This window comes from Dokdonella sp. (assembly GCF_051958935.1).
Classification (GTDB): Bacteria; Pseudomonadota; Gammaproteobacteria; order Xanthomonadales; family Rhodanobacteraceae; genus Dokdonella_A.
In genome coordinates this window covers 18460-32154 of sequence record NZ_JBQCFP010000027.1, presented here as the reverse complement: position 1 = coordinate 32154, position 13695 = coordinate 18460, and the positions used below count along the sequence as shown (strand labels likewise).

The following is a 13695-nucleotide window of genomic DNA, read 5'->3' as shown; positions in this document are numbered from 1 at the left end:
CTGAGGCTGGATCGCATGCTGCAGTCCACCCCCTGAATCGGTCCTGAAACTACTCCATCCTGCGTTAAGAATTCGCTTCCGCCGCGGATCGCCGGCGCAGTTCGTAACAAACGTGGATGCGCGGGTTCCGCGCGAAGTCGAACGGGATCGTCGCGGGCGTGATGTCGCGTACATGGAAGCGTTGCGCGAGCGATGCATCGGGCGCGAATCGCCTGAGGTTGTTGGAGAACACGATGAGTCCGTCCGGCGCGAGGCGCTCGCCGACGAGGCGCAGCAGTTCGGCGTGGTCGCGTTGCACGTCGAAATCGTCGGCGCGCTTTGAATTGGAGAACGTCGGCGGGTCGACGAAGACGAGGTCGTAACGGCCGCGGTCGTGGCGCAACCACGCGATCACGTCGGCCTGCACGAGTTGATGGCGCGAGCCCGAGTACCCGTTCAGCGTGAAATTGCGCGCTGCCCACTCGAGGTAGGTCGCCGACAGGTCGACGCTCGTGGTCGAAGCCGCGCCACCGGCGGCCGCGTGCACGCTCGCGCTCGCCGTGTAGCAGAACAGGTTGAGCACATGCTTGCCGCCAGCGAGTTCGCGCAGGCGAAGGCGCATCGGCCGATGGTCGAGGAACAGGCCCGTGTCGAGATAGTCGAACAGGTTCACGCGGAACTTCAGGCCGCCCTCCTCCACCACGAGGAATTCGCCGCGCTGGTCGAAACGCCCGTACTTCGATCCGCCCTTCGCCTTGTAGCGCGTCTTCAGCGCGATGCGTTCGCGTGGCACATCCAAGGCGTGCCCGGCCGCGTGCACCAGATCGCGCAGGCGGTCGCGCGCGACGTGCTCGGGAATGTCGCGCGGCGGCGCGTATTCCTGCACGTGCAGCCATGTCTGCGGAAACGCATCGCTGCGCGGGCGCCCGTCGTCGGCGCCGATCGCGCGATAGACGTCGATCGCGGCCGCATATTCGGGGATGTCCGCATCGTACGCGCGCCAGCACGTGATGCCTTCGCGGTCGAGGCGCTTGCGCAGGTGCCTGAGGTTCTTGCCGATGCGGTTCGCGACCGCGAGCGCGCCTTCGGAAAGCGGCCGCTCGACGCGTTCGCGCGGCGCCGCCTCGGCGAGGTCGAACGTGAGCAGGCGGCATTCGAGTGCGCCGTTGTAGAGCACGTAGCGCTTGTCGGCGCGCAGCCCGAGCGCATGGCCGAGTTCATCGTCGGCGACGATGACGGCGGCACGCCAGCCGGTGAATTCCTCGCGCAGGCGCGAACCGAACGCGCGATACAGGGTACCGAGCGCGGTGCGTTCGCCGAGGCGTTCGCCGTACGGCGGATTCGAAATGACCAAGCCCGGTCGGTCGATGCCTTCCGGACGGCGCAGGTGCTCGGCCGGGAGGCGCGCCAGATGCACGAAGCCGGCGACACCGGCGGCCTGCGCATTGCGTTTGGCCTCCTGCAGTACGCCGGGGTCGTGGTCGTAGCCGAAATAGACCGGCCGCAGCGCGCGCAGGCCCGCGGTCGCGCGTGCCTGCGCCTCGCCGCACAGCGCCTGCCACGCTGCCGCATCGTGGCCGCGCCAGCCGAGGAAACCCCAGTAGTCACGGCGCAGGCCCGGCGCGACGTCGGCCGCCATCAGGGCGCCTTCGACGAGCAGCGTGCCCGCTCCGCACATCGGATCGATGAGCGCGCCACCATCGGCGGCGATCGCGGGCCAGCCCGCGCGCACCAGCATCGCGCAGGCGAGGTTCTCCTTCAGCGGCGCCTCGCCCGTGCCCTGGCGCCAGCCGCGCCGGTGCAGCGGCAGGCCGGCGAGGTCGAGAGCGATGCTCGCGCGCGCCTTGTGCACGCGCACGTTGATGCGGATGGACGGCCGTTCGACGTCGACGTCCGGACGCATGCCGCTGCGTTCGCGGAACTGGTCGACGATCGCATCCTTGGTACGCAACGCGATGAACTGCGTGTGGCGCAGCGCGCCACCGCCACCGACGGCGTCGATCGCGAACGTGCCGTCCGGCGCGAGATGGGCGGACCAGTCGACCGCCTGCGCTCCGGCATAGAGCGCATCCGCATCCGGCGCGTCGAACTCCGCGACCTGCAGCAGGATGCGGCTGGCAAGACGCGACCACAGGCAGGCGCGATAGGCGAGTTCGAGCGGCCCGGAGAAATGCACGCCCGCGAGCGCCTCGCGCGCGTCGTCGGCGCCGAGCGCACGCAGTTCGTCGCGCAGCAGGTATTCGAGCCCCTTCGGGCAAGTCGCGAACAAGGCCGCCATCAGCCGAGTCCGGCGAGGAAATCGCGGAACACGCCGGCGCACCAGTCGACATGCGCAGCAAAGCGATGCCCGTCGCGCACGAGGTGCAAGGTCGCGCCGCGTGCACGCGCGAAACCGATTGCCGCGTCGACCGGGCAGACTTCGTCGTCCCAGCCGTGCACGAGCGCGGTCGGCACGTCGGCCGCGTCGAACGCACGCGGATAGCCCGGGATCGCGGTCGGCAATGCGAGCAGGAACAGCCCCGCGCTCACTCGCCGCAACGAAGCGAGGCCTGACGTGAACGCGCCCATGCTCGAGCCCGCGAACACCACGCGCCCCTCGCCCGGCGCATGCCCGAGCGCACGCTCGATGCGCGCGCCGATTGCGAGCGGATCGCGCGTCGCATCGAGATCACGGTAATCGGGACGCACGCTGGCCCAGCCGAGCGCCTCGCACTCTCGCGCGAGCGCGCTGACCTTGGTCGCCTGCGGACCGCTTTCGAGGCCGTGCGAGAGGATGACGGTGCCTTTCATTGAAGGGCAATGGGAATGGGGAATGGGGAAGCATAGCGGGCGCGGCGTGTGCGTGGGTGGTCGGAGCCCGCGCCGTGACGGAAAGCCTGTAACCTGCGCGGCAACTCACCTTCGACCGGATTTCCATGCCCCTGTCCATCGATGCCTGGCCCCTGCCCTACGAGGAACGGCTCGCGTCGCGGCCGTCCTCCGCGATCGACCTCGTCGTCATCCATTGCACCGAGTTGCCGGACATGGCGATGGCGCGCGAGTTCGGCGAACGCATCCACTATGCGGGCACGCAGACCGGCAACAGCGGGCACTACTACGTCGATCGCGACGGCAAGGTATTCCGCTTCGTTGCCGACACCCGCGTCGCGAACCACACCTACGGCTACAACCCGCGCTCGATCGGCATCGAGCTCGTCAACATCGGCCGCTACCCGAACTGGGGCGACAGCCGCCACCAGGCGTTCACGGTGCCGTATACGGCCGAACAGATCGCCGCGTTGCGCGCGCTGCTCGCACAACTGCGCAACGACCATCCGACGCTGCAGTGGATCGCCGGCCACGAAGACCTCGACCGCCGCCTCGAGCCCGCGAAGGACGATCCCTCGATCCTGCTGCGCCGGCGGCAGGACCCCGGTCCGCTCTTCCCATGGGACGAGGTCGTCGCCGACAGCGGCCTCGAGCGCCTCCCAGCCCCGTAGGGCAGTACGCGCAACGCGCGTGCGCCGCGATGTCGCCGGGGACGAGTGGAGGAGATTGAAACAGAAGCATGAGAGCACACAGGGACAGGGGAAAACCATCGAGCCCCAGCGTCCTTCTCCTTCGGGTGCTGCGTGTCCTTCGAGTTTCGATCTCTTGTGCTTCTCCTGCGTGCGTGCGGCGTGCGTCAGGCTTTCGCCTTCCACCGCCGCAGCCCCCCGGTACCGCGCGCTTGCCTGCGAACCGACCTACCCTATACTTCGCCGCCCTGCCACCCGCTGCGCACCGTATGACGTCCGCCGTCGAAGAACTGCTCTCCCTGCTCCAGCTCGAACGCCTCGAGGACAACCTGTTCCGTGGCGAGAGCCGCGACATCGGCACGCGCTACGTGTTCGGTGGGCAGGTGCTCGGCCAGGCGCTCTCCGCCGCGCAGCAGACCGTCGAGGCCGACCGCAATGCGCATTCGCTGCACGCGTACTTCCTGCGCGCGGGCGACATCGAGCACCCGATCGTCTACAACGTCGAGCGCACGCGCGATGGCGGCAGCTTCTCGGTGCGCCGCGTGACCGCGATCCAGCACGGCCAGCCGATCTTCAACTTCTCGGCCTCCTTCCAGGCCGAGGAAGCCGGTGTCGAGCACCAGTTGCCGATGCCGGCGGTGCCCAAGCCGGACGACCTCGAACCGGTCGAGCCGCTGCCCGCGGACGAACTCGCCAAGCTTCCGCCGAAATTGCAGCGCTGGTTCGGCCGCTCCGGCCCCTTCGAATTCCGCCACGTCTACCCGCGCGACGAACTCAACCCGCCCAAGCGCCCGCCGTTCCAGCAGGTGTGGTTCCGCCTGACCGGGCGCGTGCCGGAGGCGAGCCCACCGCTGCACCGCGCGCTGCTCGCGTACGCATCGGACTTCCACCTGATCGGCACGACGATGTTCCCGCACGGGATTTCCTTCCTGCAGCGCAACGTGCAGGTCGCGAGCCTCGATCACGCCATGTGGTTCCACCGCCCGTTCCGCGCCGACGAATGGCTGCTCTATTCGTGCGACAGCCCGACCGCGCAAGGCGCGCGTGGGCTCGCGCGCGGCATGATCTACAGTGAGGACGGCCGCCTCGTCGCATCGACCGCGCAGGAAGGCCTCGTGCGCATCCGCAACGAGGGCTGACGCCCGCGATCCCGCACGCAGTCCGCTTCGATGCCCCCTGCTACACTCGACCCATGCGCCAGATCTACACCTCACCGCGGATGGAGAACATCGAGCGCGTCGTCGCGCTGATGGCCGAGCACGGCATCAAGACGACGATCGCCAATCGCCGTGCCTACCAGGGCGCCGACTGGAAACGCTTCAGCTACACCGCGAAGGCGGATCGCGACAGCTGGCCGCAGGTGTCGGTCGTCCGCTCCGAGGACCAGACGCTCGCGCGCCAGGTGTTGCGTGACGCGGGCCTGGAGCCGGCGACGCGCTTCGCCGACGAACTCGCCGCCGCGCGCGGCGTCGGCAGCCCGGCCCAACACAATCGCGCCTCGATGCGCATCAAGCTCGTCGTACTCGCGCTGATCGCGGGCGTGTCGGTGCTGATCGCGCTGAGCGTGCTGCGGCACTGACCTGCGTGTCCGCGGTCCGCGGGCGCGGGAACACCACTGGTAATCGGTGGATCCGCCGCTGCGCGGGTGGATATGCCCTGCCCGGTCTCCTGCGCTCGCGACGCAACAGGCAAGCGGCCCGGGACGGGCTAGAATGGGCCATGCGCTCGGACGTCGTCCGCCTGTTCCAGACCCTGCCACACCCGTGCGGGTACTACGCCTCGCGCACGGCGCAGAACATCGTCATCGACCCAAGCGCCCCGCAACTGCCGCAGATCTACGACATCGCAGTGCAGCGCGGCTATCGCCGCGCCGGCGGCCATGTCTACCACCCGCAGTGCAACGGCTGCCGCGCCTGCATCGCCTGCCGCGTGCCGGTCGATCGCTTCCGGCCCGACCGCTCGCAGCGCCGCTGCCTGGCGCGCAACGCGGACCTCGACGTGCGCGTGGCGTCCGCCAACTACACCGACGAATACTTCGCGCTTTACCGGCGCTACCTGTGCGCGCGCCATCCCGATGGCGGCATGGACGACGCACGCCCGGAAGACTTCGCGCGCTTCCTCTACACCGCATGGAGCCCGACCCGCTTCATCGAGCTGCGCGAGCGCGAACGCCTGCTCGGCATAGCGGTCACCGACTTCTGCGCGGCCGGCCTGTCGGCGGTCTACACGTTCTTCGACCCGGAATGCGATGTGCGCAGCCTCGGCACGTTCGCGATCCTCAGCCAGCTGCGGATGGCGCGCGAACAGGGTCTGCCGCACGTGTACCTCGGCTTCTGGATCGAGGACCATCCGAAGATGCACTACAAGGCGCGATTCCGCCCGCTCGAAGTGCTGCGCGAAGGCATCTGGACCGACCTCTGAACGGCGGCCTTCAGACGAAGCCGATCTCGTGTTCGCCATGCATCGACATGACGAGCCTCACCATCGACGACGGCACCATGATCTCGAGTTCGAGCGATTCGCCGTTCGGGCCCCTGCCCGCGAGCGTCATCTCGAACAGCGCACCCGATGCATCGATCTCGCTGCAGACGATGTGCGGACCGCCGGGCGCGTCGCGCAGGTACGGCTTGATCGGCTCGCCGAGCGCTTCGATCGCCTGGGGGTAGAGGAAGACGGCGTAGTTTTTCGGGTCGGTCATGGAGATTTCCGGGCGGACGCGACGGAACTCGCCGCTGCACGGCTCGTTCCGCCCTACGGTGAGGACGAGGGGTCTTCAGGGGTCGATGCGGAGGTGGGAGGCGGCGCGCACGGCCTTGGCGATGGCGGCGCCGACATCGGTGTCGCGCGCGAGCGTGACCGCCATGCGGCGCTGGCTGCGCACCTGCGGTTTGCCGAACAGGCGCAGCATGGTGTCAGGTTCGGCGAGCGCCTCGGCGACGCCGTGGTAGCGCGGCCGGTCGCCATCGCCGCTGCACAGCACCGCGCACGAAGCCGAGGGACCGAGCTGGCGGATCGCCGGGATCGGCAGGCCGAGGATCGCTCGCGCATGCAGCGCGAATTCGGAGAGGTCCTGCGAGATGAGCGTGACGAGGCCGGTGTCGTGCGGCCGCGGGCTCACCTCGGAGAAGATCACGTCGTCGCCCTTCACGAAGAACTCGACGCCGAACACGCCATGGCCACCGAGCGCGCTGGTGATCGCGCCCGCCTGGCGCTGTGCCTCGGCCAGTGCCTTGTCGCTCATCGCTTGCGGCTGCCACGACTCGCGATAGTCGCCGTGTTCCTGGCGATGGCCGATCGGCGCACAGAAACTCGTGCCGCCCGCGTGGCGCACCGTGAGCTGGGTGATCTCGTAGTCGAAGTCGACGAACCCCTCGACGATGCAGCGGCCCTTGCCCGCGCGACCACCCGACTGGGCGTAGTCCCACGCGGCAGCGACCCCGGCCTCGTCGCGCACGGTGCTCTGCCCCTTGCCGGAACTGCTCATGACCGGCTTGATCACGAACGGCAGGCCGATCGCCGCGACGGCGTCGCGATATTCCTCGCGTGAGTCGACGAAGCGGTAGCGCGACGTCGGCAGGCCGAGCTCCTCGGCGGCGAGGCGGCGTATGCCTTCGCGATCCATCGTGAGCCAGGCCGCACGCGCGGTCGGGATCACCCGCAGGCCCGCCTGCTCCAGCTCGATGAGGGTCGGCGTGTGGATCGCCTCGATCTCGGGCACGACGAGATCGGGGCGCTCCAGTTCGACCACGCGCCGCAGCTCGGCACCATCGAGCATGTCGATGACGTGGGAGCGATGCGCGACCTGCATCGCGGGCGCGTTCGCGTAGCGGTCGACCGCGATCACCTCGACCGCGAAGCGCTGCAGTTCGATCGCGACTTCCTTGCCGAGTTCACCGGAGCCGAGCAGGACGACGCGGACGGCGGTATCGGTGTGCGGTGTACCGAAAGGCTTCATGGGCAGGATCGGGGCGGCGGCGCGCCGATTCTAGGGATTGGGCCGGACAAGTCCATCCCGGCCGACGGGCTAGGGCGCGACGGGATCACGCGCGGTCATCATCCACCTACGGAGCATTGCGGGTGCCATTCGAGCAGCGCGCTTGGTTCGTGCACACTAGCGGCCTGCCCAGGACGGAACCCCCGATGCGTCGCCTGCCCCCCTTGCTCGCCCTGCTCCTCGCCCCGCTGTCGCTCGCCGCGTCGGCCACGCCGCCCGAGGACCAATGGTTCACCGTGCTGCTCGACGGTCGCAAGATCGGCTCGTTCGAAGCGAAGCGCGAGGTGCGCGGGCGCGAAGTGCACACGACGCAGACGCTCGAGATCGAACTCGAGCGCGCCGGCGTCAAGGTCGCGCTCGGCAGCAGCGAAAGCGCGACCGAGACCCTCGACGGCCAGCCTCTCGCGTTCGCGAGTACCTCGCGCTTGTCCGGCAGCGAGACACGCATCGTCGGGCGCGTCCGCGACGGCATGGTCGAACTCGACACCACCACCGGCGGCGCGACCCAGCACCGGCAGATGCCCTGGCCGGACAAGGCGTTGCTGCCCGAAGGCCTGCGCCTTGCGGGCGTGCGCGCCGGACTCGCCTCGGGCACGCGCTACAGCGAACTCGCGTTCCAGCCGTCCAGCGTCGACGCGGCCGAAATCACCAGTACGGTCGGGGCTGCCGAACGCATCGACCTCCCCGGAGGCGGGCGCGTGCTGCATCGAGTCGACCAGGTGCTCGCCTTCCCCGGCGCGCCGATGAAGACGCGCGCGTGGATCGATGCCGAACAGACCGTGCACAAGCTGACCTTGCCGATGATGGGCGTCGAACTCGTCCTGCTCGCCTGCGACCGCGCCTGCGCGACGGCACCGAACCAGGGCAGTGACGTGTTCTCGCGCACGCTGATGCCCTCGCCGCGCGCACTGCACGTGGATGAACTCGCCGGCACGATGCGCTACACGCTCGCCTCGCCCCGCAACGATTCCGCGCTCGCTTTGCCCGACACCGACGAGCAGAGCGTCGTCGCGCGCGGCAGCGAGCGCATCGTCACGATCCACAGCGACGCGCGCGCGCGCAAGGGCGAGAAGCCCGACCCGTCCGACTACAAACCGAACGACTGGCTGCAGAGCGAAGCGCCCGAGATCGTGGCGCTGGCCAGGAAGGCGGCCGGCGACGCGTCGACGCCGCTCGAGCGCATGCGCCGGGTCGAGACATTCGTGCGCAGCTACATCCACAGCAAGACGCTCGACGTGGGCTACGCGTCCGCGCTCGAGGTCGCGCGCAAGCCGGAAGGCGACTGCACGGAACATGCGCTGCTCGTCGCCGCGCTCGGTCGGGCGCTCGGCATCGCGACGCGCGTCGTCGACGGCCTCGCCTACGCCCCCGGATTCGCCGGCAGGGACCAGGTGTTCGTGCCGCACGCGTGGGCACAGGCCTGGGTGGACGGGCGCTGGCAGAGTTTCGATGCGGCCCTGCCCGGTTTCGACGCCGGGCACATCGCGCTCGGCTTCGGCGACGGCGACCCGTGGCGCTTCTCCGCCGGCCTCGACCTGCTCGGCAGGATCGAACTGCGCGAAGCGCAGACGACCGCCACGCAGTGACTCAGGCGCGCTTCGCGCGCGCGCTCACACCGGCTTTGCGCGGCGGCACGACCGCGAGCGTCGCGCGCAACCCCGCGGGCGTCGTGCCCGCGGCCTTGCGCATGAGGCGCCTGAGCGCCGTCGCATCCTGGTAACCGACCGCGGCGGCGACGCGTTCGATGCTGAGCCGGCTCGCCTGCAGCAGGCTGCGCGCACGATGCAACCGGATGCTGCGGATCAGCGCGATCGTGCCCATGCCGGTCGCCCGCTGCACGCGACGCCCGAGCGTGCGCTCGGACACGCACAACTCCGCGGCGAGTTCGGCGACCGACGGCACCTGTGGCAGCGCGGTCTCGACGCGCCGGGTCAGGCGCGCGACCAGCGCGTCGCCGCTCGCGAGCATCGCCGGCACGACGAACTGCGCCTGCTCGCCGCGCTCGTGCAGCAGCAGCACGCGCGATACGCCGTCGGCGATGCGCGCGCCGAAACGCGCGCGCAGGAGGTGCAACACGAGATCCGACTGAGCGAACGCGGCGCCCGCCGTGAGCACCGGGCCGTCGATGCAGAGAATGCGGTTCGCTTCCACGCGCACGTCCGGGGCGAGGCGCGCGAGTTCGGGCGCGAGCCACCACGTCGTCGTCGCATGACGACCCGCAAGCACGCCCGCCGCCTGCAGCAGGAACACCGCCGAACAGGACGCCGCGACCTGGCCACCCGCAGCGACATGCGCCGCCACATGGCGGATCGCGCGACGGCAATCGTCGGCGGCGAGGCGCGCGCGCAATTCGCGTGCATCGGCCACCCAGATGCCGGGCACGAGCAGCACCGAGCGCGCCGGTGCGCGCCGCGCGGGCAGTCGCGTCGTCTGCGCTCCGATGCCGCCCTGCAGGTCCACCCGCCCGCCCGCGATCGAGTACAGGCCCCAGCGCGGCGCCGCCTCGCCGCTGCGCCCGGCGAGCAGTGCCGCCGCGGCAAGGATGTCCCGCGTCATCGACACACCGCTCGGGTTGGTGCCGTCGAGCAGCAGCAGCTCGAAATCCTTCATGTCCGAATCCGCCCGGAAGAGGTCATTTCAGACACTACCACGCCGAATCGTGCACGGCTCAAATGGTCGCCTTCACCGACGGAGCCGACCGATGGCCAACGACGACCGCGCCGAGGACCCGCTCGACGACTTCGACGCGCGCACGATCGAACTCGACGGCGTTGCCCGCCGCGTTTACGTATCCGGCCAGGGACCGGGCGTGATCGTCATGGCGGAGATGCCCGGCATCAGTCCCGATGTCGCGCGCTTCGCGCGCTGGGTGCGCCAGGCCGGTTTCACCGTCTACATGCCTTCGCTGTTCGGCCGCGACGGCGCCCATCCGCGCGCCGAAGAGGGCCTCGCGATCATGCGCCGCGCGTGCATCAGCGCCGAGTTCCATGCGCTCGCCGGGCGCGGCTCGAGCCCTGTCACGCGCTGGCTGCGCGCGCTCGCGCGTTTCGCCCATCGCGAGTGCGGCGGTGCCGGCGTCGGTGCGGTCGGCATGTGCTTCACCGGCAATTTCGCGCTCGCGATGATGTTGGAACCGGCCGTGCTCGCACCGGTGCTCGCGCAGCCGTCGCTGCCGCTCGACGATCCCGCGGCGCTCGAAAGCGACGCCGGCGAGCTCGCCGCCGTGCGCGAACGACTCGAGCGCGACGACCTCGCCGTACTCGCATACCGCTTCGATGGCGATCGGCATTGCCGCGCCGAGCGCTTCGCCGCCTACGCGACCGCGCTCGGCCCGCGCTTCGTCGCGCGCGTGCTGCCCGACGACGCCGCCCGGCGCGACCCGCCGCCGTTCTTCTCCGAGGTCGTCGGTTGCGCGCACAGCGTCTTCACGGCGCACCTCGTCGACGTCGAGGGCTCGCCGACGCGGCGCGCGTTCGTCGAGGTGATCGCTTTCCTGCGCGAGCGCCTGTGGGGGCCGGCGCCGTTCGCCCCGGAAACGGTGATATGAACATCGGCTTCGCCGGGCTCGGCACGATGGGGCTGCCGATGGCGGCCAACCTGTTGCGTGCAGGCCGACCGCTGCATGTCTGGAACCGCACTGCCGGACGCTGCGCACCGCTGCTCGAGCTCGGCGCGGCGCGCGCCGGTTCGATCGACGCGCTGTGCCGCGAATGCGACGTCGTCATGTTCATGCTGTTCGACGAAGCCGCGCTCGATGCCGTGCTCGGTCGACATGCGCCTGCATTCGGCTCGCGCGTGCGCGGGCGCACGATCGTGCACCTCGGCACGACGGCGCCGGTGTATTCGGCGGCACTCGCACGCGATCTCCGCGCATGCGGGGCCCGCTACGTCGAAGCGCCCGTATCCGGTTCGCGCGTGCAGGCCGAGCGCGGCGAACTCGTCGGCATGCTGTCGGGCGACGATGATGCGCTGGACGCGGTGCAGCCGCTGCTCGCGCCGCTGTGCCGGCGCCTGTTCCGCTGCGGCGCGGTACCGGGCGCGCTGCGCATGAAACTCGCGGTCAACCACTACCTCATCGCGATCGTCGCCGCGCTCGCCGAGACCGTGCACGCCGGGCGCGCCGCCGGCGTCGACGTCGCGTTGCTGCGCGAGGTACTCGACGCCGGCCCGATGGCGAGCGAGGTCTCGCGCATCAAGCTCGACAAACTCGTGCATGACGAATTCTCGCCGCAAGCGGCCGTTCGCGACGTCGCGACGATCGCCGAACGCGTGCTCGCCCAGGCCGACGACGCGGGCGCACAGGCGCCACTCATGCGCGCATGCGCGTCACTCTACCGGCGCGCCTGCGACGAAGGCCTCGGCGGGTTGGACATGGCGGGGGTGATCCGGGTGCTGGCAGGATCGAGCTGAGGGTTGAGGGTTCAATAGCATCGCGGCTCGAGCCGCTCCTGCAGAAGGACGTTGTCGGCCTACACGCGGTTTCTGCGGGACGGGCCGCGATGCCGTACCCCTTACGCGCCGTCGAACCCATTGCGGAAGATCACGTCGCCGTCGACCTCGATCGTCCAGCTACGCTGGTGGTCGAGCAGGCTCCCGGCCATCGCCGCCGAGACGAAGTTCGTCGTGTCCTTCACGCGCACCTCGAGCGTGTGCGACGACGGCGTCCCGCCCGCCTGGCTGAACACGTACGTCGGCGCGGTCGCGCCACCGATCGGATTGCCGTCGAGATACCAGTGCACATCGAGCGTGCCGATCGTCGGCTGCAGCAGGGCCACGCTGAACGGCTGGTTCGTGCCGGGCACGTAGTGTACGGGCGTGGCGGTCGATGGTGATTCGCTGCCCGGCTCGATGAGGTCGATGCCTGTCGCGGGGTCACCCCAGCCTCCGCGATACAGCGTCCGGACGTACTCCTGCCGGCAGACCGGACAGAATGGCACGCCGAGGAACTGCATGAGGCATTGGGTATCGACGGGGCGGTACATGCCGCTCGCGAGATACCGCGCGCCCTCGAACAGGCCGACACCCGAGGTTCCCGGTGGCGTCGGGATCGGATTGCCGGGCGAGAACCAGCTGTTCCACTTCACCTGCGCCGCGACGGCCTGGTTCGTCACGTTGGCCTCGCACGGCGTGCCGCCGGTATCGCTGCACGCGGGAAAGCCGGGATAGGGCGTGCTGTATTCGTCGGCGAGCCCGGTGAAGCTGTGGCCGTATTCGTGCAGCACGATCTGCGGCGCCTGCGCGTGCGTCGATGTCACCGAGATGTCGCCGCCGGAACCGCCGTAGGTGTCGTCATTGACGACCACGACGATCTTGTCCCAGTCCGGATACGCGGCCGCCGCCGCGAGTACGGAGCCGTCGTCGACGACGAGCAGGCGCTGGATCTGGAACGCACAGAAGGTCGCGTCGAACGCGGTGTCGACGAACTGGCCCGCGTGCGGATCGCCGATCGCGTCGTGATCGGAGCAGCAGCTGGCCTGCGTGCAGCCGACCTGGTACGGCGGGTGGTCCGCACCCGCCTGGTTCGAGGCGACGAATGCGGTCGTCCAGTTCACGAAGCTCTGGTACTGCTTGTACGGCGTGAGTCCGAAGAACGCGTCGTGCAGGATCGCCGCATCGGCGTCGAACAGCGAGTGCTGTCCCGCGGTGTAGCCGTCGCCGACCACGAGCATGTCGACGCGGTTGGCCGGACTGCCACCACCTTGCACCCGATCGATCCAGGCCTGCGGCACGCGCGCGGCGAGGCGCAGGTCGTCCGCGCGCGCAGCCACTGCGGCGAGATCGAATCGTTGACTCGCCTGCGCACCGCCGAACTCGACCGTATCGGCGGCGTCGAGCGGGATGCGCAGCACGAAGTGGCGAAGATCCGCGACCGGCCGCACCGCCACGATCGTGCCGTCGCCCCGCTGCGGATCGCGCGCGAACTCGCCGCGCAGGTCGGGGACTGCAACGCTGCGCTCGCCCAGATCCACGCCATCCTTCCAGGCGTGCCATTGGACCTGCTCGCCGCGCACCGCGTCCGATGCGACCGCGCTCGCGTCGTCGCGCCCGCCCGCGAGTTCCACCTTCGTGTAGTAGACCGGCTCGACGACGCCGTCGGCGCTGCGCGAGAACACGATGTAGTGCGCTGGCGCGGCCTGCACGATTCCGCTTGCGAGGCCGAGCAGCAACAGGCCGATGCGGCCGACGATGCATCGCATGACGTTCTCCCTCCGAAGTACCCAAGCC

General features: G+C 69.8%; 13 protein-coding genes. 7 read left to right on the top strand and 6 right to left on the bottom strand.

Annotated features, from left to right (window positions below; translation table 11 throughout):
• Window positions 1-64: 64 nt before the first annotated feature.
• Both rlmKL and ACTHK2_RS03090 read right to left on the bottom strand, forming a co-directional pair.
• Window positions 65-2257 carry a bifunctional 23S rRNA (guanine(2069)-N(7))-methyltransferase RlmK/23S rRNA (guanine(2445)-N(2))-methyltransferase RlmL gene (rlmKL, locus tag ACTHK2_RS03095; protein ID WP_440244231.1) on the bottom strand — a complete coding sequence of 731 codons (2193 nt, stop codon included), beginning with the start codon at window positions 2255-2257 and terminating at the stop codon, window positions 65-67.
• Window positions 2257-2769 carry a hypothetical protein gene (locus ACTHK2_RS03090; RefSeq protein WP_440244230.1) on the bottom strand — a complete coding sequence of 171 codons (513 nt, stop codon included), beginning with the start codon at window positions 2767-2769 and terminating at the stop codon, window positions 2257-2259. The genes rlmKL and ACTHK2_RS03090 overlap by 1 nt, the downstream gene beginning before the upstream one ends.
• 125 nt (window positions 2770-2894) lie before the next feature.
• Here ACTHK2_RS03090 and ACTHK2_RS03085 point away from each other — a divergent pair, with 125 nt between their 5' ends.
• From ACTHK2_RS03085 to ACTHK2_RS03070, 4 genes are all read left to right on the top strand, one after another.
• Entirely contained in the window at window positions 2895-3458 is a 564-nt protein-coding gene (locus ACTHK2_RS03085; RefSeq protein WP_440244229.1) for an N-acetylmuramoyl-L-alanine amidase, read from the top strand.
• Window positions 3459-3745: 287 nt separating this feature from the next.
• Window positions 3746-4615 carry an acyl-CoA thioesterase II gene (gene tesB / locus ACTHK2_RS03080; protein ID WP_440244228.1) on the top strand — a complete coding sequence of 290 codons (870 nt, stop codon included), beginning with the start codon at window positions 3746-3748 and terminating at the stop codon, window positions 4613-4615.
• Window positions 4616-4668: 53 nt separating this feature from the next.
• Window positions 4669-5055, top strand: coding sequence for a hypothetical protein (locus ACTHK2_RS03075; RefSeq protein ID WP_440244227.1), 387 nt, complete (start codon window positions 4669-4671; stop codon window positions 5053-5055).
• Window positions 5056-5195: 140 nt separating this feature from the next.
• Window positions 5196-5897, top strand: a complete 702-nt coding sequence (locus ACTHK2_RS03070; protein ID WP_440244226.1) for an arginyltransferase — start codon at window positions 5196-5198, stop codon at window positions 5895-5897.
• Window positions 5898-5907: 10 nt separating this feature from the next.
• Here ACTHK2_RS03070 and ACTHK2_RS03065 read toward each other — a convergent pair whose 3' ends face one another.
• Window positions 5908-6174, bottom strand: a complete 267-nt coding sequence (locus tag ACTHK2_RS03065) for a hypothetical protein (protein ID WP_440244225.1) — start codon at window positions 6172-6174, stop codon at window positions 5908-5910.
• A gap of 75 nt (window positions 6175-6249) precedes the next feature.
• Entirely contained in the window at window positions 6250-7431 is a 1182-nt protein-coding gene (gene purT / locus ACTHK2_RS03060; RefSeq protein WP_440244224.1) for a formate-dependent phosphoribosylglycinamide formyltransferase, read from the bottom strand.
• A 185-nt stretch (window positions 7432-7616) separates the two neighbouring features.
• Here purT and ACTHK2_RS03055 point away from each other — a divergent pair, with 185 nt between their 5' ends.
• Complete coding sequence (locus tag ACTHK2_RS03055) at window positions 7617-9056, top strand: transglutaminase-like domain-containing protein (protein ID WP_440244223.1); 1440 nt, start codon at window positions 7617-7619, stop codon at window positions 9054-9056.
• A 1-nt stretch (window position 9057) separates the two neighbouring features.
• On the opposite strand, the gene ACTHK2_RS03050 is transcribed toward ACTHK2_RS03055, so the two are convergent.
• Window positions 9058-10080 (bottom strand): GlxA family transcriptional regulator, encoded by a 1023-nt coding sequence (locus tag ACTHK2_RS03050; protein WP_440244222.1) that lies wholly within the window; start codon window positions 10078-10080, stop codon window positions 9058-9060.
• A 91-nt stretch (window positions 10081-10171) separates the two neighbouring features.
• Between ACTHK2_RS03050 and ACTHK2_RS03045 the strand changes: the two genes are divergently transcribed.
• Window positions 10172-11017, top strand: a complete 846-nt coding sequence (locus ACTHK2_RS03045) for a dienelactone hydrolase family protein (RefSeq protein ID WP_440244221.1) — start codon at window positions 10172-10174, stop codon at window positions 11015-11017.
• Window positions 11014-11880 carry an NAD(P)-dependent oxidoreductase gene (locus ACTHK2_RS03040; RefSeq protein ID WP_440244220.1) on the top strand — a complete coding sequence of 289 codons (867 nt, stop codon included), beginning with the start codon at window positions 11014-11016 and terminating at the stop codon, window positions 11878-11880. The genes ACTHK2_RS03045 and ACTHK2_RS03040 overlap by 4 nt, the downstream gene beginning before the upstream one ends.
• Before the next feature lie 101 nt (window positions 11881-11981).
• Here ACTHK2_RS03040 and ACTHK2_RS03035 read toward each other — a convergent pair whose 3' ends face one another.
• Entirely contained in the window at window positions 11982-13667 is a 1686-nt protein-coding gene (locus tag ACTHK2_RS03035) for a M64 family metallopeptidase (protein ID WP_440244219.1), read from the bottom strand.
• Window positions 13668-13695 lie beyond the last annotated feature (28 nt).

What these genes read in the sequence shown, in the direction of transcription:
- ACTHK2_RS03070 (WP_440244226.1), top strand. Translation starts at nt 5,196, where the DNA reads ATGCGCTCGGACGTCGTCCGCCTGTTCCAGACCCTGCCACACCCGTGC.
- ACTHK2_RS03065 (WP_440244225.1), bottom strand. Translation starts at nt 6,174, where the DNA reads ATGACCGACCCGAAAAACTACGCCGTCTTCCTCTACCCCCAGGCGATC.
- rlmKL (WP_440244231.1), bottom strand. Translation starts at nt 2,257, where the DNA reads ATGGCGGCCTTGTTCGCGACTTGCCCGAAGGGGCTCGAATACCTGCTG.
- ACTHK2_RS03035 (WP_440244219.1), bottom strand. Translation starts at nt 13,667, where the DNA reads ATGCGATGCATCGTCGGCCGCATCGGCCTGTTGCTGCTCGGCCTCGCA.
- ACTHK2_RS03055 (WP_440244223.1), top strand. Translation starts at nt 7,617, where the DNA reads ATGCGTCGCCTGCCCCCCTTGCTCGCCCTGCTCCTCGCCCCGCTGTCG.
- purT (WP_440244224.1), bottom strand. Translation starts at nt 7,431, where the DNA reads ATGAAGCCTTTCGGTACACCGCACACCGATACCGCCGTCCGCGTCGTC.
- ACTHK2_RS03085 (WP_440244229.1), top strand. Translation starts at nt 2,895, where the DNA reads ATGCCCCTGTCCATCGATGCCTGGCCCCTGCCCTACGAGGAACGGCTC.
- ACTHK2_RS03040 (WP_440244220.1), top strand. Translation starts at nt 11,014, where the DNA reads ATGAACATCGGCTTCGCCGGGCTCGGCACGATGGGGCTGCCGATGGCG.
- ACTHK2_RS03045 (WP_440244221.1), top strand. Translation starts at nt 10,172, where the DNA reads ATGGCCAACGACGACCGCGCCGAGGACCCGCTCGACGACTTCGACGCG.
- ACTHK2_RS03090 (WP_440244230.1), bottom strand. Translation starts at nt 2,769, where the DNA reads ATGAAAGGCACCGTCATCCTCTCGCACGGCCTCGAAAGCGGTCCGCAG.
- tesB (WP_440244228.1), top strand. Translation starts at nt 3,746, where the DNA reads ATGACGTCCGCCGTCGAAGAACTGCTCTCCCTGCTCCAGCTCGAACGC.
- ACTHK2_RS03075 (WP_440244227.1), top strand. Translation starts at nt 4,669, where the DNA reads ATGCGCCAGATCTACACCTCACCGCGGATGGAGAACATCGAGCGCGTC.
- ACTHK2_RS03050 (WP_440244222.1), bottom strand. Translation starts at nt 10,080, where the DNA reads ATGAAGGATTTCGAGCTGCTGCTGCTCGACGGCACCAACCCGAGCGGT.